The following is a 20,577-nucleotide window of genomic DNA, read 5'->3' on the forward strand; positions in this document are numbered from 1 at the left end:
CCTTCCTCCATCCTCCAGGCAGCTTGTATCCCCATTCCTTCCGGTTCGGGTCGCTGTCCTTTATCACTTTTAAGCGCTATAATATCATACCTGTCTCGCTGTGGAAACACAAAAGTAGAAACCTGCGCGAAAACCTTTCGTTTGCAGAAAAAACGCCCCTCCGACGGGAGAAGCGCTTCGTTTGCAGATGGCGCTGATTAAAAAGGATCGACCATCAAAAAAGGATTGGGGCTAAGCGGCCTTCTGGAATGATCCACACGTATCAAATCATCCAGTTGAGTTTTTTCAGCCCCAAGTATTTGTCCGCATTCTTGCAACGTAATCAAACCCCGACGGTATGCTTCGATGACCTTGTGCTTATCCATCTGCTGCCTCCCTTGACAAAGTAAGTATTCCTAGTCTTGGGAAAAAAGAGCAGCGTTATACAAAGGGCCGTGGGGATTTATCCCATTTTTCGATAAAAGAACGTATCTTCCGTCTCCAACTGGTATTGCTGCGGCTGGAAAATTTGCTCCGTGCTGCCGACAAACAGCACGCCGCCCGGTTTGAGCGCCCGGCTGAACTTGTGGTACAGCTCGTGCTTCGCCTCTTCCGTGAAATAGATCATCACGTTGCGGCAGATGATGAGATCGAACTGCGTGTCAAACGCATCAGCTAGCAAGTTGTGCTTCTTGAACGTGACACGTCTCTTCACCTCGTCGGAAATCCGGTAGCTGAGCGCGTCCTTGACGAAGTACTTGTCCACCAGCTCCTTCGGACAATCCTGCAACGAACGGTCCGTATAGACGCCTTGCTTGGCCTTGGCCAGCGCGCCCTCATCAATATCGGATGCCAGCACAGTCGCGTCCAGACGCTTGCGCAGCAAGATCAGCGAGAGCGTGTACGGCTCCTCGCCAGTGGAACAAGCGGCACTCCAGCATTTGATGCGCGACGATTGCTTGGCGAGCCGCGGCAAGATCTTGTTCTCAAGAACTTCCCAGCGCCCAGGGTTGCGGAAAAACTCCGAGACGTTGATCGTCATCCGATCGAGAAATTCGTAAAACAGTTCCTTGTCCTTTGCAATCGCATCGAAATATTGGACAAACGTGCCATAGCCCCGCTTTTGCCGCAACGAAGTCAGGCGCCGCTTCATCTGTGCTTCCTTGTAGAGGGCAAGATCAATTCCGGTCATTTTTTTCACACTAGCGATAAATTGGAGAAAGTCCTTATCTTCCATACAGAATTGTACCCCCTTGAAAACTCTTAACTCTTTGATTTCGCTAATATTCGCCAAAATCCTATCACTTCTCGGGGAGATTTTGACGAAAAAAAGAAAAAACCCCACGCATGGGGTTTTTTCGTCGTTGGATCGGCAAATTAGATCCAGCGTTGGATTGTTTTCTCGAAGGAGAGAACTTCATCAGCGGAGAACCAGAGGCCGATTTCACGCTCAGCGCTTTCTGGGGAATCGGAACCGTGGATGATGTTCATGCCAACGGAAGTCGCGAAATCGCCGCGGATTGTACCAGCAGCCGCATCAACCGGGTTTGTTTTGCCCATCATCGCACGAGCAGTGGAGATGACGTTGTTTCCTTGCCATACCATTGCGAATACAGGACCGGAAGTGATGAAGTCAACCAGTTCGCCGAAGAACGGGCGCTCTTTGTGCTCGGCGTAGTGTTGTTCAGCCAGTTCGCGGCTTACTACCATCAGTTTAGCACCAACGAGTTGGTAGCCTTTTTTCTCGAAACGGGATACGATTTCTCCGATCAGGTTACGTTGTACGCCGTCAGGTTTTACCATAAGGAACGTTTTTTCCATTGTAAGTATGCCTCCATCAAAGCTATGTATTGGTGTTTACAACACCAACGAAAATTTTATCAAAACTGGGGTGGCCAAGCAACAGGCAGACAGTCAAATTCTCATTAAAATTTGCGATCGATGATAAAGTTGGCAATTCCTGTCAGCGATGTTTTCGCCTGCGTATTGGGCAAGTCGCTGAGAACCGCATGCGCGCGGGCGATATAGCGCTCGGCCAGCCGCTGGGAAAAGGCAATGCCTTCGTCCTGGCGCACCAGGCGAATCGCTTCGTCCGTATGCTCCCAAAACGTATTTTGCCTGATCCATTCCTGGAACTGTCCGCTCGCCTTGCCGTGGTAAGCGGTGTAGAGCGCCGGCAGCGTGATGTTGCCATGGAGAAGGTCGCTGCCCGCCGGTTTCCCCAACTGCTTTTCCGTTCCGGTAAAGTCGAGAATGTCGTCGGTAATTTGAAAAGCCATGCCGACGTTGTAGCCGTACCAGTACATTTTTCGCACCAACTCTTCGGTGGCGCCGCTCGCCACGGCACCCAACTGACAGCTAATCGCGATCAAAAGCGCCGTTTTCCGCTTGATTCTGCGCAAGTACGTGCGGAAGTTTTGATCCCAGTTGTTCAAATCTTTTACTTGCTCGATCTCGCCCTTGCACACCTCGACAATGGCGTTGGAGAGAATCTGGTGCAGCTTCGGATTCGGAAGCTGGGAAGCGATCGCCAGCGCGCGCGCGAAAATGTAATCGCCCGCGTACATCGCTATTTTGTTGTCCCATTTCATGCGCACCGTGTCTTTGCCCCGCCGCTTGTCCGCATCGTCAATCACGTCGTCGTGCACGAGCGAAGCCATATGAATCAGCTCAAGCGGGACGGCGACGTGCTTCAAAACTTTTACATCGTAATGGCCCCACTTGCCTCCGAGCAGCACAAAGACCGGACGGATGCGCTTTCCTCCTGCTTTGAGCAAATGCGTCGAGGATTGATACAGCTCGCGAACGTCTGTATCGATCGATTTTTCCAGTTCATCCTCAATGTACTGGACGTCCTTTTTCATCTTGAAGTAAATATCGACTAGGTTCATCCGTTATCCGTTCCACCTATCTCGCAAGCGTAATATTGGTCTTGTGGCCATCCGCCTGCCACAACTCGACGGTCGCGGGCGCCGCTAGTAACCCCAGCTCCGCCGCGCATCGGTAATAATACTCCAGTCCTACCCGCTGCCCTTCGCCGAAATCGTGCTGCAGTCCCGCGAAGTAACGAATCCATTCCTCTTTTGTTCCGCCGAAGTGCGCGCATACATAGTCCACTAACGGACCGGGATCGGCTTTCGTCTTCTTTTTGCTCGCCAAAAACGAAGCGTGGACTTCTGCGATCAAATCGTAATGCTCGGCTATGACAGCGCGCCTGAGCGCCCAGATGGCAAACGTCATGGAATAGCCCGTAAATCGGTGCCACAGCTCCCCGAGATCGTACACGTGCAAGTCTTTGGCCGTCCGCTCTGCGGCAATCGCGTCGTCGCCGATGAGCAGGGCAGCATCTGCGCCTTGCAGCATCTGCGCCAGGTTCGGCTCTTGTGTAACGTAAGCGATCTCGTATTCGTAAAACTTGTGGAACACGATTTTCAACAGGTTCACCGTCGTCGCTGACGTGTTGGTCAGGGCGATTTTCGCCCCGTTCAACTGCTCGATCGGCTTTTTGCTGAATAAGAAAAGGGAGCCTACTCTCCCTTTGGCACTGACAGACAGGTCTGCCAATGCCACGTACTGGGAGGCATGCTCAGCATAGCTAAACGAGGAGATCGGCCCCATGTCAATCTCGCCTTTTGCCATCGCCAGATTCAACTGGGCTGGCACCTGGCGGATGAACTCGATCCGGTCCTCGAATTTTGCTTGTTCAAAGTAGTAGTAAACAGGCAGTACGTTGGTGTACAAGATTTGTCCGATCCGCAAAGACTTTTGCATGCGTCTACTCCCCCCAACGCCGAAACAGCGAGTGTGGTACATCCAGTGCATCCAAAGCTTTCCCAACGACAAAGTTAATCAGGTCATCCATCGTTTGCGGCTTTTGGTAATAGCCGGGCATCGCCGGCAAAATCCGCACGCCCAGCCTGCTCAGCGTGAGCATGTTTTCCAGGTGGATCGCATTGAGCGGCGTCTCCCGGGGGACGATGACCAGCCGCCTGCCTTCCTTAATCATCACATCGGCGACGCGCTCCAGCAAATTGCCGGAGGCGCCATGGGCGATGCCTGATACGGTGCCCATCGAGCACGGAACGACGATCATGCCGTCGCAGCGATACGAACCGCTCGCAGCAGGGCAATTGAAGTCGCGCAGGCCCCAATAATGCAGCTCTCCGGGGAAATCCTGCTGGAGCTTCTCCCGCAATAGCCCTTCCCGATCATCTGCATGCCAGTCCAGCTCATCGTGAAAAACTTGCCAGCCTGCCTCGGTAATCATCAGATGGACGATATGCCCGGCGCGCAAAAGCTCGGTGACGACGCGGACGCCGTAAATCGCGCCGCTTGCTCCTGTAATCCCCACTACCCACTTTTGCCTGTTCATGCAATCACCAGATCAATCATAGTAAACACGAACATGACGACGCTCAAAATTCCGTTCATGTTGAAAAACGCCACGTCGACTTTGGACAGGTCGGTCGGCTTCACCAGCGTATGCTCGTAAATCAGGATCGCCCCGGAGATGAGCACGCCGAGCAGGAACCAGATCGACAAGTCCGCTACGACGTACAGCGACATCAAGCCGACAAAGGTAAGGATGTGGCACAGTCTCGCCACGAGCAGCGCATTCGCAATGCCAAAGCGGCTCGGCATCGAGAACAGCCCTTCTTTGCGGTCAAAATCGGCATCCTGGCACGCGTAAATAATATCGAAGCCCGCCGTCCAGAACAGCACGGACGCAAACAGGAGTAAGCCGATCGCGTCTACCTGGCCTGTCGTGGCTACCCAGCCTCCCAGCGGTCCGAACCCGATTGCTACTCCCAATACAAAATGGCAGAGCCATGTAAAGCGTTTGGTGTAGGAATACAGCACCAGTACGAAAACAGCAAGAGGCAGCAGCTTGACGGCCAGATCGTTCAACTGGAAAGCAGCGATGAACAACACAATGAACGAAACGACGATAAACAGGATGACTTCCAAAACGGAGATCAGCCCTGCCGGAATCGCGCGTGTTGCCGTTCGCGGGTTTTTGGCGTCAATGACGCGGTCGATGAGTCGATTCAGCGACATGGCTGCGCTGCGCGCCCCTACCATCGCAACGGTCACCCAAAAAATTTCCAGCCAGGTCGGCCATGCCTTCTCAATTACAATACTTCCCAAAACTGCGCCCATAAAAGCAAAGGGCAGAGCAAACAGGGAATGCTCGAATTTTATCATTTCCAAGATGATTTTCAATTTACGTAGACCCATCTATGACACTTCCTATCTACTGAAAAAATACCGCCCATGCCCGCTCACGCCGGGGCCAGACGCTGAGGCTACGGCTTTGTGCCGATATGCAGAGCGGATACCCCACCCATAAACAGCTTGACCTGGACCGGGGCCAGACCAGCCTGCTGAAACATCCCCGCCAGCTCGCGGCTGTCCGGGAAATTCGTCAGGGAGTGCGGGAGCCAAGCGTATTCCTCATACTTGTTCACGGTCATTTTCGCAATCAACGGCAAAATTTTATAGAAGTATAAGTAAAATAGCTTGCGATACGGAATGAATGGAGGCTTGGACACTTCCAGGGAAACGACTTTTCCTCCCGGCTTCACGACGCGGGCCATCTCATTTAGCACCTGCTGCACATCCGGTACGTTGCGCAAGGCGAAGCCGATGGTGGCAAAATCAAATGTATTATCCTCGTAAGGCAGATTCATCGCGTCGGCATTCACCAGCTTGACGGTATTGCCGACCCCGGCGTTCGCTACCTTGTACGCTCCGACATCCAGCATGTTTTGGCTGAAGTCCAGCCCGACAACCCGCCCGTCTTTGCCCACGGCCTTTGCCAGCGCAATCGTCCAGTCCGCCGTTCCGCAGGCGACATCAAGCGCGCTGTCCCCTGGCTTGATGTTCATCTGCTTCATGGTGTAATTGCGCCAGGCCAGATGGCTGCCAAAGCTGATGACGTTGTTCATTTTGTCGTAGTCGCTTGCAATGCTCTCAAATACGGAGTGAACGTACTTTGCCTTCTCTTTCATTTGTGTCTGGTCCACTAGGCTACATCTCCTCAATAACTCGTTTCAGGCGATTCACTCGATGGGAGTAGCGAGCCGTTATGGAAGCGAGCACGTTGCGCGTTTCGGCAGGGTGCAGCGTGCGCACCATTTGCTCGCACAAGCTGAGCATTTCCATGGCTTTCATCTCGACGCCTGACAACACCTGGGCAAGCGTAGCGCCTGGTTTTTGCAGCAAAAAACGAGCAAAACCAAAAGGAACTTGTTCTTGCCACTTGATTTGCTCCCATTCTCCAATGACACTCTCTACCTTGGCCGTTTCTTTCATCAGGTTCACCCAGAAACGGCGGCGATCGTCCGAATCGGCATACTTCTCGACAATCGCTACATACAAGCCTGTATCAATGGCATTGCGCAGCTCCCAGTACTCTTCGTCTGACAAGCTTCTGGAATCGCGACCTGCCACGTACAGCTTCATTTTCGCTTCATTCACGCGCTGAACGGCTCCGGACAACACCTGGATCGCTTCGATCTCGCCTGTTTCAGACAGCAGGTGGTAGTAGCGGCTGCTGTAATAATCGCCGGCGAGCACCGTCAACTGCCGATTTCGTTCTGCGCTCAATGAATCTTCGTACTGATTTTTGACATGTTCGTGCATGTCCAGTCCCAACTGAACAAGTCCCGTCGCCGTGCAGAAAATGGATGCCCGTTCCTTCGTCATGCCTTGTTCCCGCAAAAACAGATACAAGAGTTCCAGGCGATTTTCCGCCATGGAAGGAACGTCCACGTAATACTCTACATAGGAATGGGTGGTTCGCTTGTAGATCTGCTCGATGATCGACCGAACCTCTTCTACATATGGGGTATGTTCTTTGCTCATGCGTCCTCCTCCACAAGCTGCGCAACCTAAAGATGTCTGCCTGTTCCGTACACTTCCGTCTACCTTTACCATCCGGTCAAAAGGCCGTCCTTACTATCATACCATACTTCTTCCATCAGGGACTAATTCTCTCGTAAAAATACGGCTCGATTCGCACGGGAAATGTGTTTTTGACAAAGGAATCGACGTCTTCCAGCTCCGCGATCGGTTTGGGATGCGCCAGCGAACTGGCTCCCGTCGTTTGAATGGCAATCAGTAGTTTCGACTCTTTCGGCTGGTCGCTTTCCTCCAGCAAGCGGAAATAGACCTGCCCGACATTATCCGTGAGCGTCAACAGCTCGTATGTCAACTGGTAAAAATCGTGATACACATGACTGACATTCACCTTTTCCCCCGGTTTGATCACGAAATCGACATAAACTGACGGGTTTTCCCATTTTATACGCTTCATTTTATAGTGTGGCGTCATCAATGTAAACAAATCGAGGACATTTCGCTCGCTCAGTTGAATCGGGTGTGACGGCTGGAAGGTTGGAACATCCGTCCGCTGCCACCCGGCGCTCGGAACAAGCGACAGCATCAAGGCCAAAAAAGTGGAAACGACAATTGCCACGAGCAGTTGGCGCGGCATAGACATCCCTCCTCTCCACCATTGTACAAATAAAAAAAGCAGGCTATGCCTGCTTTCGCAAAATGGAACTCGTTATTCCGTCGTATCGATGACACCGTGCTGCGAGTAAATCACCGCTTTTCCTCGAACCTTGATGGCAGAAGTATGCTCTGTGAATTGGAAGATCATCACTTCGCCCTTGTCGAGCTTTTCCGTATGATGAAAACGGGTGTCGGAGCCGCGTGTAAGGCCGATGACATGCACGCCGTTTTCTTTTGCTTTGACTACAAAATAGTCCTGGTTAAATGGCTGTGACAAGTTGTTTCCTCCTGACCAGTGCGTGATGCGCCTTGTCTAGTATGATGTCCCGTCGGGCTGCAAACGGCTCATGATTTTTGCTACATAACGCTGTGTTTCCTGAGGCAACTGATTGTACTTCGCCTCCAGCTCCTCATCGCTGTCGATGCCCAGTCGGCCTACGCGACCCGGGCCTGCATTGTACGCTGCCAGCGCCACTTTGACGTTTCCATTATAGCGGTCGAGAAGCGATTTCAAGTATTTGGTTCCACCCGCCAAGTTTTCGTCCGGGTCGTATGCATTGCGGACGCGCATCGCCTGTGCAGTCTTGTCCATAAGCTGCATCAAGCCTTTTGCCCCCGCTTTGGAAACGACGTTCGGGTTGAAGTTGGACTCTGCCCTCACGACTTCCCTGACGAGGTCAGGGTCGACGCCGAGCGCTTTGGCGGTCCGTTCGATTTTCTCCAAAATAGCTCCGGGAGCAACCGTTGCTCCTTTTGCCGCCGTCGTATTCAACTCTGCCTCGTAGTCTGCGGCCAGCTTCCACTCCTTGCTGCCGTCGAGCTTGGCCAAAATCTCTTGCGAGGAAATGACGCGCTGGCCTGACGCCAACTGCGTCTGCAAGATATCAGAAAAGAGATCCTGCTCTCCGTAGGGGGAAGAAGCTGCTTGATCGGTCAAATAAGATTGCGGCATTGATTGTAAATACGGCTGAAGCGATACAGGCACCTTCATGGCATGGAACAACCCTTCCCTTGCTTGTCTCCCCTCTATTATAAAAAAGAAAGATCAGGAAGCCAATAGCAAAAATGGCAACTGTCAAGAACAAAAAAAGAAGCCTGTTCAGAGGCTTCCTCGCTTTTTATTCAGATGGTCGGAATGCAGGGATTCGAACCCTGGACCTCACCCACCCCAAGGGTGCGCGCTACCGGGCTGCGCCACATCCCGACTGTACATCTGTACTTTACAATATTTTACCTACAGTGTCAATAGAAAATGCCGTAATTTTCATCTTCGCACGCGTTGACTGCATACCAGCGGGACGCTAGGAACGGATGAGGCTGAACACTTCCGCACGAGCGGCTGCGTCTTTTTCAAACATGCCGCGCACCGCAGAGGTGACGGTTTTCGAGCCAGGCTTCTTCACGCCGCGCATCGTCATGCACATGTGCTCTGCCTCCACCACGACGATCACGCCGTGCGGATCGAGCTTGCGAACGATGGAGTCGGCAATCGTTGTCGTAATTCGCTCCTGAAGCTGCGGACGCTTCGCCACGGTGTCGACCGCGCGCGCCAGCTTGCTCAAGCCTACGACACGCCCGCCGCGCGGAACGTAGGCGACATGCGCCTTGCCGAAAAACGGAACCAGATGGTGTTCGCACATCGAGTAGAACGGGATGTCCTTGACCAGAACCATTTCTTCGTGATCTTCGCTAAACACCGTCTCGAAGTACTGCTCTTCGTTTATGTGCATGCCCTCGAATACTTCGGCATACATTTTCGCAACGCGCTTGGGAGTATCCAGCAGCCCTTCCCGGTCGGGATTATCGCCTACCGCCTCCAGAATCATGCGGACAGCCTGTTGAATTTTATCCAAATCAACGTTCATACATTCGTACCTCCTACATAGCGGCCTCTTTCCCTAGAAGCGACAGCTTCTCTGGCTGGCCTTATCCTGATCCGATTGTCATGCTTCCGTGCGCACAAACAAGCCAAGCCAATCTTACCATACCCGCTTCAAAAAAACAAAAACATCTGACAAGACAACTGTATGTATGGGGCTCAAGCGCCGATAAACATTTTGATTGAAGCCTGCTCCCGGGAGGTGATCGCGTCGGGTCATCCCCAGACGTTAAAAAAAATCCACATTGCAATCAATGTGGATTTTTTTATGTAAGTGCTTCGTTCTCAAAAGAAACAACTACTTGATGGAGTCTTTGAGTTGTTTACCTGGTTTAAACGCAGGTACTTTGCTGGAAGCGATTTCGATCTCTTCACCTGTTTGTGGGTTACGACCTTTACGAGCCGCGCGCTCACGAACTTCGAAGTTACCAAAGCCGATCAGTTGGACTTTATCACCAGTTTTCAATGCATCAGCAATTGCATCGAGAACAGCGTCAACTGCTTTTGTTGCATCTTTCTTGGTGAGTTCAGTGGTTTCCGCCACTTTTGCAATCAATTCTGTTTTGTTCATTTTATTCACCTCCCCTCAAAGAACACCAAGTCCTAGCTATTATTTTTCTTAACCGAAACGAAGCGTTTTATACACGATTGGTGGTATTTACCGATCTGACAAGCTTATAGTAATACACCGATTTCTTAAATTCAAGCCCCTCCTGTCGAAATTGAACGAAATACAAGAAAAAAAGGCATCCCGTCACACCGGGTGCCCCCTTTTAGAATCAATTGTCTAGGTCTATTTACCTAGTCCTTAAAGTATGATCGCAATCAGACCGCCAGAGCCTTCGTTGATGATTCGGCCCAATGTTTCCTGCAGTTTGTAGCGGGCATTGTCCGGCATCATGGTGATCTTCGCCTGGATGCCCTCTCTCACGATGGAGTGCAGCGAACGGCCGAAAATGTCCGAATTCCAGATCGACAGCGGGTCTTTGTCGAAGTCCTGCATCAAGTAGCGGACGAGCTCTTCGCTCTGCTTCTCGGTTCCGATAATCGGCGCAAACTCGGATTCGACGTCCACGCGGATCATGTGGATCGACGGCGCGGTCGCTTTCAGCCTGACCCCGAAGCGCGGTCCCTGGCGAATCAGCTCAGGTTCGTCCAAGGTCATCTCATGCAGCGACGGAGCAGCGATTCCGTAGCCCGTACTGCGCACCATATGCAAGGCTTCCGCTACCTGATCGTACTCGCGCTTGGCGTGGGCGAACTCCTGCATGATTTTCAGCAAATGATCTTTGCCGTTGATCTCGACACCGACGATCTCCATCAGGATGCGATCATACAGTTCATCCGGCGCGAACAGGTCGATTTCGGCGATCCCTTGGCCCATATGCATGCCTGCCAGAGACGCCCGCTCCACGAAGTCATAGTCATTGAAGAAACCGACGACGCGGTCCACGTCGCGCAACCGGCGAATATCCTGCACGGTTTCACGTACGGCTTCTTCATAGTTCTGACGGAGCCAGTGACCGTTTTCCAGCACCATGACCCAGCTAGGCAGATTGACGTTTACTTCGTGCACAGGGAACTCGAACAGCACTTCTCGCATCAGGAGGAGAATTTCCTGCTCCGTCATGTGGTCGACGGACAAGGCCACGACGGGCACGTCGTACTTTTCCTGAAGCTGCACGCGCAAGTTTTGCGCTTCGTCCGAGCGCGGGCGCGTCGAGTTGACCACGATGACAAACGGTTTGCCCACTTCCTTCAGCTCATTGACGACCCGTTCCTCCGCGTCGATGTATCCTACACGCGGGATTTCCGCGATGCTGCCATCTGTCGTGACGACGATCCCGATGGTCGAGTGCTCCTGGATGACTTTGCGCGTTCCGACTTCTGCTGCTTCCTCGAAAGGAACCGGCTCCTCATACCACGGAGTGTTCACCATCCGGGGACCGTTATCATCCTCGAAGCCTTTTGCCCCCTGAACCGTATAGCCAACGCAGTCAACGAGGCGGACGTTAATGCTGAGTCCTTCTGTTACATGTACGTTTACGGCCTGGTTCGGAACAAATTTAGGCTCTGTCGTCATAATTGTTCGGCCGGAAGCGCTCTGCGGCAGTTCATCTGTAGCGCGAATCCGCTCTGCTTCTGACTGGATATTCGGGATGACGACCTGCTCCATAAACCGTTTAATAAAGGTCGACTTTCCCGTACGAACAGGGCCCACTACCCCGAGGTAGATGTCTCCGCCCGTCCGTTCGGCAATGTCTTTAAAGATGTCGACTCGTTCCACCATCGATGACCTCCTTCTATTTGTCTATTTTTACACTATGACCGATTTTCCGAATTATCCCTGACCGTCAGTATTTTCGTAGGGAATCTCGTACTAGTTTCGTGGACAGTACAAGTATATGTGCGGCTGGACCAACTAGAACAAAAAAACAACTCCGGCAAGAGTTGTTTTTTGTGTCCGCTATTTGATTTTGAGCAGCCTCGGCTCGCCGTCTACCAGCTCGTACGGGAACGATTTGGCCGGCACAAACATCGAGGCGCGCGCGAGGACGTATCTCGGGTCTGTATTGGGCGTGACAGTCGCTTTGTTTTCGCGCAGCATCGTCGCGATATCTGCCGCGTAGTCGATCCCGACCTGCCCGTCTGCGTTCATGACCAGCGGCAGCAAATAATTGCCCATGGTGGACGGCACCTGCCATGTTTTCACGCCGATTTCGGCATGGTCGATCGAGTAGTAGCCATTGCCCAGATCGGCCTGAACAGGCAGCTTGTTGAAGTAGCCGCGGTAGCGGTCCACCGCGCTTTGCACGTCGGCAACCGTGCTGACGGCCCCCAGATGGATCAGCTTGACAGTCGGCTTCGTCTCCACGTCAATCAGGACGTATTTGTAAATCCCGCCCTTTTCAAAAGCGTTTCCGGGAACATCCGGGATGTATTTCGGAATCATTTTGCGAAAATCAATCTCGTATTTCTCAAAAATGGGAGTATCCAGCGGCTTCGTCACGATCGGCAGCACAGACGTATCTTTTTGGAATTGTTCGATTCCTTTTTGCGCCGCTTCGAGAAAAAACGCGCTGGGTACCTGGTTTTCCGCCTTTCGCTCTTCCGGATACAAACATCCGGACAGCAGAACGGAAAGGATGCTCAAGCTCATCGTCAGCTTGAAGGTTTTACGCCATGATTGCCACATCTTATGTACACCTCAAACCCTCATTCTTCATTTTCCATGCGTTGCCGCTCCAGCGCGGCAGCCACGACCGATTTCAAGCGGCTCTCCGGTATGCGGACCGTACAGTCGCCGTGCGTCGTCTTCGCCTGACAGGCCAGGCGTATCCCCTGCCGCAAGTCCTGCTCCGGCATTTTTCGCAGCTCCAGCGCGGTCGGAGCCACCAGCTCGCCGCTCTCCACGACGACGCGGCACATCAGACAGGATGCGTGGCCGCCGCACCTTTGCGGGATCACGATCCGGGCATTGCCAGCCACGCTGACAAGCGTCTGTCCTGCCCTGGCCTTCACGCTTTTGTTACTGGGAAGAAAAGTTACCTTCCCCATGTCGTCACTCCTTTTTAATACGGTCGATGGGCAAGCTTCACATCTCCTTGCCCGACGATCCTGATTTGGCAGCCGAGTCTGAATCCTTCTGCCCGCTCGGCTTTGCGCAGGCGCAGTTTTTCTTCGCTGGTGATCTCGTTGAGGAACGAAGCTCCCTCCACAACCAGCGTGCGGCATTGGGCGCATACGCCTCTCTGGCAGGCATGTCCCCACGTCACCTTGTGCTTTTTGGCCATCGCGACCACCGTTTCGTTCAGCTCCACCGGCAGTTCGTGGGTTCCTGCACGCGTAATCAGCGTCAACTGCGACATCCTTTCTCCTCCTTAGACAAAAATCACGATCAAAATCATGACAAACACTGCGATCAGTAACAAGAAAGCGCAAGTCTTCACGAGAAACCTGACAAGCGCATTTGTCATTTTTCTGGCAAAGATCATCAGCAAATTGCAGACGAACATCAGCCCAATCGCCAGCAGCGAAATGTTCATCTTGGTCATAGGATCAATATACATCTTTCTTGCAGCATCCTTTGCATTTTTTGCTTCATTATACCATACTTCCCAGCTCTCGTCTGACGTTGTGAACCTCCATCTGGACGTTCGCATAGACTATTCTGATGAATTCGCCCATGGGAGGGATGAATGTTGAACAGCAAAGTAAATGGACGCAAGTGGCGGAACCCGTACGCTCCCATACCGAGCAGAAAACTGAGCGACCAAGCGGCCGACGTATCATTGGCCATCAGCCCGAAAAAAATCATTCCCGCCGTCGACCTGCGATCGTCTGTGTCCAAAATGCGCAGCAACATCAAAGGGATCAGCAGCACGATTCGCCAGGTAGAGGAAACGATGGATACGCTGTACGGAGCAATGGAGATCATCGAGAACCTGGGCAAGCGCACAGCCGAACCTGAAGCGGCCGCAGAAAAGCCCGTCTCGACCAGACGAAAAGGCAATGCCGGCGCAGCGAAGGAGAGCGCAAAAGGCAGGGAAGCGGTCCGCGCAGAAGAGGCTCCACAGGAATCCAGTGCAGCGGCAGGAAGCGGCGGAGGCAATCCGCTGGGCAACATCGACATCGGGCAAATCCTGGGCCTCTTGCAATCGCCCTTGGTGCAAAACCTGCTGACGCAAACGGTGAGCGGCACGAGCAAGCAACGAAAAAAAGAGGGATGAGATCCCTCTTTTTTTCTTGGTATCTGTAGGTCAGCCATGTCCCTGTAGAGCCATGATTGTTCCTAGTTTTACTGTATGATGCTTTTGACAGCAGGTAACGGGCATAATCGCCCATTTCTCTCATTTGAGCAGCTTGGACAAGGAAGACATGTCATTCAAATTGATTTCTTTGTTGCGGAACATCTCGATGATCTTGTCTTCCTTTTCGGCGTTGAGCTTTTTCCCGCTCATGGTCGCGAGCGTCTGGAGGATTTGCCGCAGCTTTGCCTCATCCTCGAAGTCGCTGCGCTTTACCTGGCTGGCAAGGGAACGCAGTTTCCCCTCGTCGACCTTTTCTGCAGCTTTTCCTTGCAAACGCTCCAAAAAACGCTTGGAAAGATTGTTGTTCATCCTTTGATCTCCTCCTGCACCTGGGCTTTCACCCTATCGTATGTGCAGGAGCCTACATGTGTGAAAAGTTTCGCCTATGCTTCTATGCTTCCGTCCGGGTTCAGGTAGCCCATCTCGAACGTCTTCCCTCGGCCCATCAGCTCTTCTACCCCTTGGCGCGGCTCTTTTCCTTCGAACAAAATGCCGTACAGCACCGACGTAATCGGCATCTCGACCTGTTCGCGCTGTGCCAGGGCGTGTGCCGCGTGAGTCGTGCGCACGCCCTCGACGACCATCCCCATCTGCTCCAGAGCGTCGTCGAGCTTTTTGCCTTGGCCCAGCATGAAGCCTGCCCGCCAGTTGCGGCTATGGCGGCTGGTGCACGTCACGATCAGGTCGCCGACGCCCGCAAGCCCCGAGAACGTAAGCGGCAAGGCGCCCAGTTTGATGCCGAGGCGGCTGATTTCCGCAAGTCCGCGGGTCAAAAGCGCCGCTTTCGCGTTGTCGCCAAATCCGAGGCCGTCTGACATGCCCGCTCCGAGCGCAATGATGTTTTTCAGCGCGCCGGCAATTTCCGCCCCGATCAGATCATGGTTGGTGTAGACGCGAAAATTGGCGTTCATCAACAGGTCCTGCGCGCGGAGCATGCTCTCCTCCGCTTCTGACGCAACCACCACTGTCGTCGGCTGCCTGCGGACTACTTCTTCCGCGTGGCTCGGTCCGGACAGGACAGCGAGCTTGCCGGAAATTTCGGGCGGGATTTCTTCCATGATGACCTCTGACATTCGCTTCAGGCTTTCCAGCTCAAAGCCTTTGGTCGCATGGATCAAAAGCACATCCTTATGTAAAAACGGAGCCAACTGCCTGCAAATTTGCCGCATCGCGTGCGACGGAACGGCCAGCAGCACGATCGGTTTGTCGGAAACGGCCGCCTGGATATCCGTCGTGGCGACAATGCTCTCGGCCAGCTTGGCCTCAGGCAAATATTTGGCGTTCGTATGCTTGCTGTTCACTTCATCTGCCAGCTTGGGATCGCGTACCCACAGCGTAACCTGATGGCCGTTTTCCGCCAGAACGGAAGCGAGCGCCGTTCCCCAGCTACCCGCACCGACTACTGTAACCTCTTTTCTCAATAGATCCCCCTCCATCATTCCAGTCTTTTTCGTAAGAACGATTCAGACCTATCCCAGCTTGCGATTGGACTTATCTCCCAATTTCCGTTCGTTTCCTGCGAGAAGATTGCGGATATTATTATAATGGCGAACATACGCAAACACAGCGATTACCAAACTTGTCCAAAAAAAGGAAATCGGTTTGTCCAACAGATAAAGGGAAACAGGAATAGCCGTAACCAGCACAAGCGATCCGAGCGAGACGTATCGGGTAATCGCAATGACCAGCACAGCCAGTACCGCTGCAATCAAAAAGGCCAGGGGAGAGAAGCCTAGCACCACGCCGAGCGTGGTCGCAATGCCCTTTCCCCCGCGAAAGCCAAAGTAGATCGGCCAGTTGTGCCCTGCGATGACAAACAGGCCCGCCACTGCATAGGCAGCGGGATCACCTGTCATGAGGTGTGTTATTCCCATCGCCGCCAATCCTTTTAATGCATCAAGAATCAGCACGGCGATACCCGGACCTTTTCCCAGCACGCGAAGCGTATTGGTCGCCCCTGCGTTCCCGCTGCCATGTGAGCGAATGTCAATTCCTGCAACTTTTTTGGCGATCAGATAGCTGAAGCTAATTGAACCGATCAAATAGCTGAGCACCCAGGCTACTAACACCATGGCGGTTTCCTCTCCCTACGTTTTTTTCCGCGTCCATATGCGAACAGGCGTACCTTCAAAGACAAACGCTTCACGGATCTTGTTCTCTATATAACGCTCATAGGAGAAATGCATAAGCTCCGGATCGTTCACGAACAAAATGAACGTGGGAGGCTTGACTGTCGCTTGTGTCGCGTAGTTGATTTTCAGTCGCTTTCCTCTGTCAGACGGCGGCGGTGTGCGAATCGTCGCATCCGTTACGATATCGTTGAGGACGGAGGTCGGAATGCGCATGGCGTGTGCTTGCGCGACCTCGTTGACTTTCGGCAGGATCGTGTGAACGCGCTGCTTCGACTTCGCCGAGACGTACAGAATCGGCGCGTAGTCCAGATATTTGAACTCCTCGCGAATCAGCTCTGTGAAGCGCCGCATCGTCTTGTCGTCTTTTTCAACGGCATCCCACTTGTTGACGATAATAATTACGCCGCGGCCTGCCTCGTGTGCATAGCCGGCAATTTTTTTGTCTTGCTCGATGATGCCTTCTTCCCCGTTGATGACGACGAGAACGACATCGCTGTCCTCGATGGAACGCATCGCGCGCATGACGCTGTATTTTTCCGTCGTCTCGTACACTTTCCCGCGCTTGCGCATCCCGGCGGTATCGACGAGAACGTAGCTCTGTCCATCCCGCTCAAACGGCGTGTCGATCGCATCCCGCGTTGTGCCCGCGACGTCGCTCACAATGACGCGCTCTTCGCCGAGCAGCGCATTCGTCAAGGACGACTTCCCGACGTTCGGACGGCCGATAATGGACACGCGAATGACGTCCTCTTTCCGCTCCTCGTCGCCTTCGGCAGGAAAATGCCGAACCACTTCCTCCAGCATGTCTCCCAGGCCAAGGCCATGGCTGCCTGAGATCGGGAACGGTTCACCCAAGCCAAGCGAATAAAAGTCGTAAATATCGGCACGCATGTCCGGGTTGTCCGCTTTGTTTACTGCGAGCACGACTGGCTTTCCGGTGCGGTTCAGCATCCGGGCCAGCTCCACGTCAGCGTCTGTCACGCCTGTCCGGCTGTCGGCGATCATGATGATGACGTTAGCCTCATCAATCGCCAGCTCCGCCTGGTAACGCATTTGCGTGAGAATTTCATCGGTCTCGCCAAACTCAATCCCGCCCGTATCAATCACGTGGAAGGTATGGGTCAGCCATTCTCCTTTTCCGTACAGGCGGTCACGGGTTACTCCCGGCATATCCTCCACGATCGCGATGCGCTCGCCGACCAGTCTGTTAAAAATCGTGGACTTGCCCACGTTGGGTCTCCCCACAATGGCTACCACAGGTAATCCCATAATCAACAACACTCTCTCTCATTTACGTTTTGACTAGCTAATCATACCATACACTACTTGTGGCGAACAACGATAAGGGTATCAGGGCTTACCTCGTGCACCATGGCGTCCAAAATCTTTTCCAGCGTGAAAGCCGTCTGCTGCATCTTCTCATGTGTCGGCTCGATGAAAATCGGCGCGCCGCCCGCGATGCCTTCCCTGTTCACGGTAATCACGGCCAAAATCGTCCCGGTCATGATCTACAGCTCCTTTTTGACTAATTTCGTCTTCTGCGGCATCCGGAAGACGCTCTCTAAAATCGGCACCGCATCAATGACGGCTTTGCCCCGCTCGGCATCCTTTTCCTGCGGCAAAAGGAAGACGCCGAGCCTGCCGGATTGCAGGTCGCGTTTTACCAGTGGCGTCAAGGAAGGCTCCCCTGTATCGGTGTACACGCCGAGTTGGGTCGCTACATCATGCAAAATCGCCTGGCGCTGGCCGGGATGGGCGATCGTCACTTTGGCGTTGGCATCCTTCGGGGTCAAAATAAAGCCGACTCCGTGCTCGCGGATGACCTTTTGCGCGTCTTCCAGACCGACGTTCATGATGTAAATGTCGCCTACGTACAAGTCTTTTCCGTCCACTCTCACCTCTGCCGGACTCGTGTCTGCGATCAGCGACAGCGTCTTCCCGGAGCGCAACTTGCGCGAAATGACAAGGGCGATCACCCCCGCGATGATGCCGCCCCACCAGTTGAACAAAATGGTCGCTGTCGCGGCGACGAGGGAGGTGAAAATGACCATGTAGTTGCGCCCTTCGAACACCATGGCGATCCCTTCGATGTACGGACCGCCGCGCGGTACCAGCTCTAGCTTGTCAATCTCCGTCAAGGTCGTCCGCTCCATGTTGCGCACGTCGCGGAACTGCTGGGCGGCCACGGTCAAAAACGTCACGGCCGTATAGTTTTCCTTCAACAGTGCCGGCACAGCCAAAGCGCCCAGGGCCGAGGCGATCACCCCGAGCGACACATGAATGATTTTTCCGTGCGGATACGTCGGATATTGGCGATAATCCGTCCGCAGCAGATGGATTCGGCACATGATCCCGAAGACGAACCCGATCGTCAACGGAACGACAAACTCATTGGCCAACAACTCTTTAAACAAGCGCGATCACCTACCAGTATCGGAATGGGAAGGCTCTGCCTCCCTCCGTCCGAAAAGCCGACGAATGGCAGTCCAGAGCATACTGATAAGCCCCAGCAACGAAATGCCGCTCCACAACAGGTCTTGCGCGTAATCCGTTCCCAGGCTGCACGCTCCGGACGCCCGCCAAAAATAGAGCGCGTAGAGCGCATCCGCCAGCGGCAGCGCCAGCATGAGCAGAAACAGCCGGACGGCCATAAGCCTGCTCGTCGCAAGCGTGATCGCGACGCTAATTCCCGGCACGATCACCCGCTCGTCCCAAATCAACAGGATCGGGTCGGAAAAAAACAGCCAGCGCAGCCAGAAAACCATGACGGCAACCCCCGTCGCGCCGAGCACATACAGTCTTCGGCCTGCTTTGGGGAGCCGTGCATAAAAGATCGCGCTTGCGAAAAAGGGCAGCAACGTTCCGCTGAGACTTACCTGAATCGGGGCGAAAAACAATGTCCAACTGACAAAGGAGCAAATCAGAAACGCACAAAGAACGGCGAGCACGCGCCTTCTCTCCATGCCCATTTCCCGCAGTTGCGAGTCAAAGCTCCCCATCCAGACAAGACAAAGCAAAGACCACTGGATGAGGATCGCAATGGTTCCCTCGTTCATGTTCATCTCCTCAAAATGATGGTTGTCTCCCCAAAGTATGCCTCAAGCGTCCGCCTTTCATGAATGGCTCGTCCGTTAGTCAGCGCCGCTCTGCCCATTCCTCCACTGCTCTCCCGCGCAGACGGGCGCGCTCCGCTGTTTTGCCTGTTATCAACAGCGGGGTGTTGACGCCATCTGCGAGCTGCACAAGCCCGAGCGCCGTCATCGCCACGCGAATCTGGTGATGCCAGCCGTCTACTTCCGCCAGGCATTCTTCGATCGGGTGCGCGTGCACGACGCGCAATAGCGCACCCGCCACGCCGACAGCCGAAGCTCCCAGGCAGACCGCTTTTATCACGTCCAGTCCGTGCCGCGCTCCTCCCGTCGCCATGACAGATGCTTGCGCGTGTATATCGCGGTCTGCTTCCAGCAGGCTCTCGACGGTCGTAAAGCCCCAATCCTCAAACATGGACAGCGGGTGAGCGCTCCTTTTGTTTTCCACTTTGGCAAAATTCGTTCCGCCTCTGCCGCCCACGTCGATGCTTTTGATCCCGGCTGCGGTCAGCTTGAGCATTGTTTCCTTCGCCATCCCGAATCCGACCTCTTTGACGATCACCGGGACGTCGACGCTCTCCTGGATGCGCTGGATCCGCTCCAAATAGCCGCTGAAATCGCGATCTCCTTCGGGCATCAACAGCTCCTGCATCACATTCAGGTGAATTTGCAAGCCGTCTGCCGCAAGCATTTCTACCGCTGCCTGCGCTTGCTCCACTGTCGCTTCCGCCCCGACATTCGCCCAGACGATGCCGCGCGGATTTTCTTTGCGCACAATCTGGTAGCTCGCGGCGACAGACGGGTCGCGCAGCGCGGCCATCTGCGAACCGACGGCCATCGCCAGTTGGCGCTCCCTGGCAATGATCGCAAGCTTCTGATTAATCTGCGTTGTCGCTTCCGCTCCGCCTGTCATCGCGTTGATAATGAGCGGAGACGGCAGGCGAAAAGAAGCAAACTCCGTATCGAGCCTTGTCTGTTCGTAGCCGATATTCGGCAGGCTATTCGGCACAAAGCTGACGTCATCAAAGCTGTTTGTACCGATTTCGGCCGTTGCCAGTGCATGGCGAATATGGTCAAGCTTTCGTTGCGAACGATCCACGCGTCTTCCCTCCCGACAAACCTTTTATCCCCTTGTAGCTTTGGCCACAGCCAAGCAAAAAGGGATACGC

The 20,577-nt window shown here is 53.7% G+C and carries 28 protein-coding genes and 1 tRNA gene; 1 reads left to right on the plus strand and 28 read right to left on the minus strand.

Features of this window, described 5'->3' with window-relative positions; all coding sequences use genetic code 11:
• Positions 1-197 precede the first annotated feature (197 nt).
• From BA6348_RS26800 to BA6348_RS16845, 20 genes are all read right to left on the minus strand, one after another.
• Positions 198-365, minus strand: coding sequence for a hypothetical protein (locus tag BA6348_RS26800; protein WP_007785434.1), 168 nt, complete (start codon positions 363-365; stop codon positions 198-200).
• A gap of 77 nt (positions 366-442) precedes the next feature.
• Positions 443-1,216, minus strand: a complete 774-nt coding sequence (locus BA6348_RS16755) for a CheR family methyltransferase (protein ID WP_007785436.1) — start codon at positions 1,214-1,216, stop codon at positions 443-445.
• A 140-nt stretch (positions 1,217-1,356) separates the two neighbouring features.
• On the minus strand, positions 1,357-1,800 hold the full coding sequence (gene ndk, locus BA6348_RS16760; protein WP_005831294.1) for a nucleoside-diphosphate kinase: 444 nt from the start codon (positions 1,798-1,800) through the stop codon (positions 1,357-1,359).
• A gap of 104 nt (positions 1,801-1,904) precedes the next feature.
• Positions 1,905-2,870, minus strand: coding sequence for a polyprenyl synthetase family protein (locus BA6348_RS16765; protein WP_007785438.1), 966 nt, complete (start codon positions 2,868-2,870; stop codon positions 1,905-1,907).
• 16 nt (positions 2,871-2,886) lie between these two features.
• A complete protein-coding gene (locus tag BA6348_RS16770; protein WP_007785439.1) occupies positions 2,887-3,750 on the minus strand; it encodes a menaquinone biosynthesis protein in 864 nt (287 codons plus the stop codon).
• 4 nt (positions 3,751-3,754) lie between these two features.
• Positions 3,755-4,351 carry a UbiX family flavin prenyltransferase gene (locus BA6348_RS16775; RefSeq protein WP_005831300.1) on the minus strand — a complete coding sequence of 199 codons (597 nt, stop codon included), beginning with the start codon at positions 4,349-4,351 and terminating at the stop codon, positions 3,755-3,757.
• The gene (locus BA6348_RS16780; protein WP_005831302.1) at positions 4,348-5,217 is read right to left on the minus strand and encodes a UbiA-like polyprenyltransferase; all 870 of its coding nucleotides are present in this window, start codon (positions 5,215-5,217) and stop codon (positions 4,348-4,350) included. Before BA6348_RS16780 ends, BA6348_RS16775 begins: the two co-directional genes overlap by 4 nt.
• A gap of 68 nt (positions 5,218-5,285) precedes the next feature.
• Positions 5,286-6,005, minus strand: a complete 720-nt coding sequence (locus BA6348_RS16785) for a demethylmenaquinone methyltransferase (protein WP_005831303.1) — start codon at positions 6,003-6,005, stop codon at positions 5,286-5,288.
• 4 nt (positions 6,006-6,009) lie between these two features.
• On the minus strand, positions 6,010-6,846 hold the full coding sequence (locus BA6348_RS16790; protein ID WP_005831305.1) for a heptaprenyl diphosphate synthase component 1: 837 nt from the start codon (positions 6,844-6,846) through the stop codon (positions 6,010-6,012).
• A 115-nt stretch (positions 6,847-6,961) separates the two neighbouring features.
• Positions 6,962-7,477, minus strand: a complete 516-nt coding sequence (locus BA6348_RS16795) for a hypothetical protein (RefSeq protein WP_005831307.1) — start codon at positions 7,475-7,477, stop codon at positions 6,962-6,964.
• 72 nt (positions 7,478-7,549) lie between these two features.
• Positions 7,550-7,774 (minus strand): trp RNA-binding attenuation protein MtrB, encoded by a 225-nt coding sequence (mtrB, locus tag BA6348_RS16800; protein WP_005831309.1) that lies wholly within the window; start codon positions 7,772-7,774, stop codon positions 7,550-7,552.
• A 36-nt stretch (positions 7,775-7,810) separates the two neighbouring features.
• A complete protein-coding gene (locus BA6348_RS16805) occupies positions 7,811-8,488 on the minus strand; it encodes a lytic transglycosylase domain-containing protein (protein ID WP_005831311.1) in 678 nt (225 codons plus the stop codon).
• A gap of 136 nt (positions 8,489-8,624) precedes the next feature.
• Positions 8,625-8,701: transfer RNA gene (locus BA6348_RS16810), tRNA-Pro, on the minus strand.
• A 97-nt stretch (positions 8,702-8,798) separates the two neighbouring features.
• Entirely contained in the window at positions 8,799-9,362 is a 564-nt protein-coding gene (gene folE / locus BA6348_RS16815) for a GTP cyclohydrolase I FolE (RefSeq protein WP_005831313.1), read from the minus strand.
• A gap of 312 nt (positions 9,363-9,674) precedes the next feature.
• Positions 9,675-9,947: an HU family DNA-binding protein gene (locus BA6348_RS16820; RefSeq protein WP_005831316.1), complete on the minus strand. Its 273-nt coding sequence runs from the start codon at positions 9,945-9,947 to the stop codon at positions 9,675-9,677.
• A 237-nt stretch (positions 9,948-10,184) separates the two neighbouring features.
• Positions 10,185-11,663, minus strand: a complete 1,479-nt coding sequence (gene spoIVA, locus BA6348_RS16825; RefSeq protein ID WP_005831318.1) for a stage IV sporulation protein A — start codon at positions 11,661-11,663, stop codon at positions 10,185-10,187.
• Positions 11,664-11,843: 180 nt separating this feature from the next.
• Positions 11,844-12,572, minus strand: a complete 729-nt coding sequence (locus tag BA6348_RS16830) for a hypothetical protein (RefSeq protein WP_005831319.1) — start codon at positions 12,570-12,572, stop codon at positions 11,844-11,846.
• 20 nt (positions 12,573-12,592) lie between these two features.
• Positions 12,593-12,934, minus strand: coding sequence for a 2Fe-2S iron-sulfur cluster-binding protein (locus BA6348_RS16835; protein WP_005831321.1), 342 nt, complete (start codon positions 12,932-12,934; stop codon positions 12,593-12,595).
• A gap of 14 nt (positions 12,935-12,948) precedes the next feature.
• Complete coding sequence (locus tag BA6348_RS16840; protein ID WP_007785453.1) at positions 12,949-13,245, minus strand: 2Fe-2S iron-sulfur cluster-binding protein; 297 nt, start codon at positions 13,243-13,245, stop codon at positions 12,949-12,951.
• 12 nt (positions 13,246-13,257) lie between these two features.
• Positions 13,258-13,446 carry a DUF2768 family protein gene (locus BA6348_RS16845; protein ID WP_005831325.1) on the minus strand — a complete coding sequence of 63 codons (189 nt, stop codon included), beginning with the start codon at positions 13,444-13,446 and terminating at the stop codon, positions 13,258-13,260.
• A gap of 129 nt (positions 13,447-13,575) precedes the next feature.
• Here BA6348_RS16845 and BA6348_RS16850 point away from each other — a divergent pair, with 129 nt between their 5' ends.
• Positions 13,576-14,106: a hypothetical protein gene (locus tag BA6348_RS16850; RefSeq protein WP_007785455.1), complete on the plus strand. Its 531-nt coding sequence runs from the start codon at positions 13,576-13,578 to the stop codon at positions 14,104-14,106.
• 120 nt (positions 14,107-14,226) lie between these two features.
• Here BA6348_RS16850 and BA6348_RS16855 read toward each other — a convergent pair whose 3' ends face one another.
• The 8 genes from BA6348_RS16855 to fni form a co-directional block, all read right to left on the minus strand.
• Positions 14,227-14,496: a stage VI sporulation protein F gene (locus BA6348_RS16855; protein WP_005831329.1), complete on the minus strand. Its 270-nt coding sequence runs from the start codon at positions 14,494-14,496 to the stop codon at positions 14,227-14,229.
• Positions 14,497-14,570: 74 nt separating this feature from the next.
• Positions 14,571-15,608 (minus strand): NAD(P)H-dependent glycerol-3-phosphate dehydrogenase, encoded by a 1,038-nt coding sequence (locus BA6348_RS16860; RefSeq protein ID WP_007785459.1) that lies wholly within the window; start codon positions 15,606-15,608, stop codon positions 14,571-14,573.
• A 48-nt stretch (positions 15,609-15,656) separates the two neighbouring features.
• Entirely contained in the window at positions 15,657-16,259 is a 603-nt protein-coding gene (plsY, locus tag BA6348_RS16865; protein ID WP_005831334.1) for a glycerol-3-phosphate 1-O-acyltransferase PlsY, read from the minus strand.
• Positions 16,260-16,274: 15 nt separating this feature from the next.
• A complete protein-coding gene (gene der, locus BA6348_RS16870; RefSeq protein WP_122953164.1) occupies positions 16,275-17,588 on the minus strand; it encodes a ribosome biogenesis GTPase Der in 1,314 nt (437 codons plus the stop codon).
• Positions 17,589-17,641: 53 nt separating this feature from the next.
• Positions 17,642-17,824 (minus strand): capping complex subunit for YIEGIA, encoded by a 183-nt coding sequence (locus BA6348_RS16875; RefSeq protein ID WP_005831338.1) that lies wholly within the window; start codon positions 17,822-17,824, stop codon positions 17,642-17,644.
• A gap of 3 nt (positions 17,825-17,827) precedes the next feature.
• Positions 17,828-18,733 carry a YIEGIA family protein gene (locus tag BA6348_RS16880; protein ID WP_007785462.1) on the minus strand — a complete coding sequence of 302 codons (906 nt, stop codon included), beginning with the start codon at positions 18,731-18,733 and terminating at the stop codon, positions 17,828-17,830.
• A 6-nt stretch (positions 18,734-18,739) separates the two neighbouring features.
• Positions 18,740-19,375, minus strand: a complete 636-nt coding sequence (locus BA6348_RS16885; protein ID WP_007785463.1) for a YphA family membrane protein — start codon at positions 19,373-19,375, stop codon at positions 18,740-18,742.
• 79 nt (positions 19,376-19,454) lie between these two features.
• Positions 19,455-20,507: a type 2 isopentenyl-diphosphate Delta-isomerase gene (fni, locus tag BA6348_RS16890; protein ID WP_122953146.1), complete on the minus strand. Its 1,053-nt coding sequence runs from the start codon at positions 20,505-20,507 to the stop codon at positions 19,455-19,457.
• Positions 20,508-20,577: the final 70 nt, after the last annotated feature.

Source organism: Brevibacillus agri (assembly GCF_004117055.1).
GTDB classification, from domain to species: domain Bacteria; phylum Bacillota; class Bacilli; order Brevibacillales; family Brevibacillaceae; genus Brevibacillus; species Brevibacillus agri.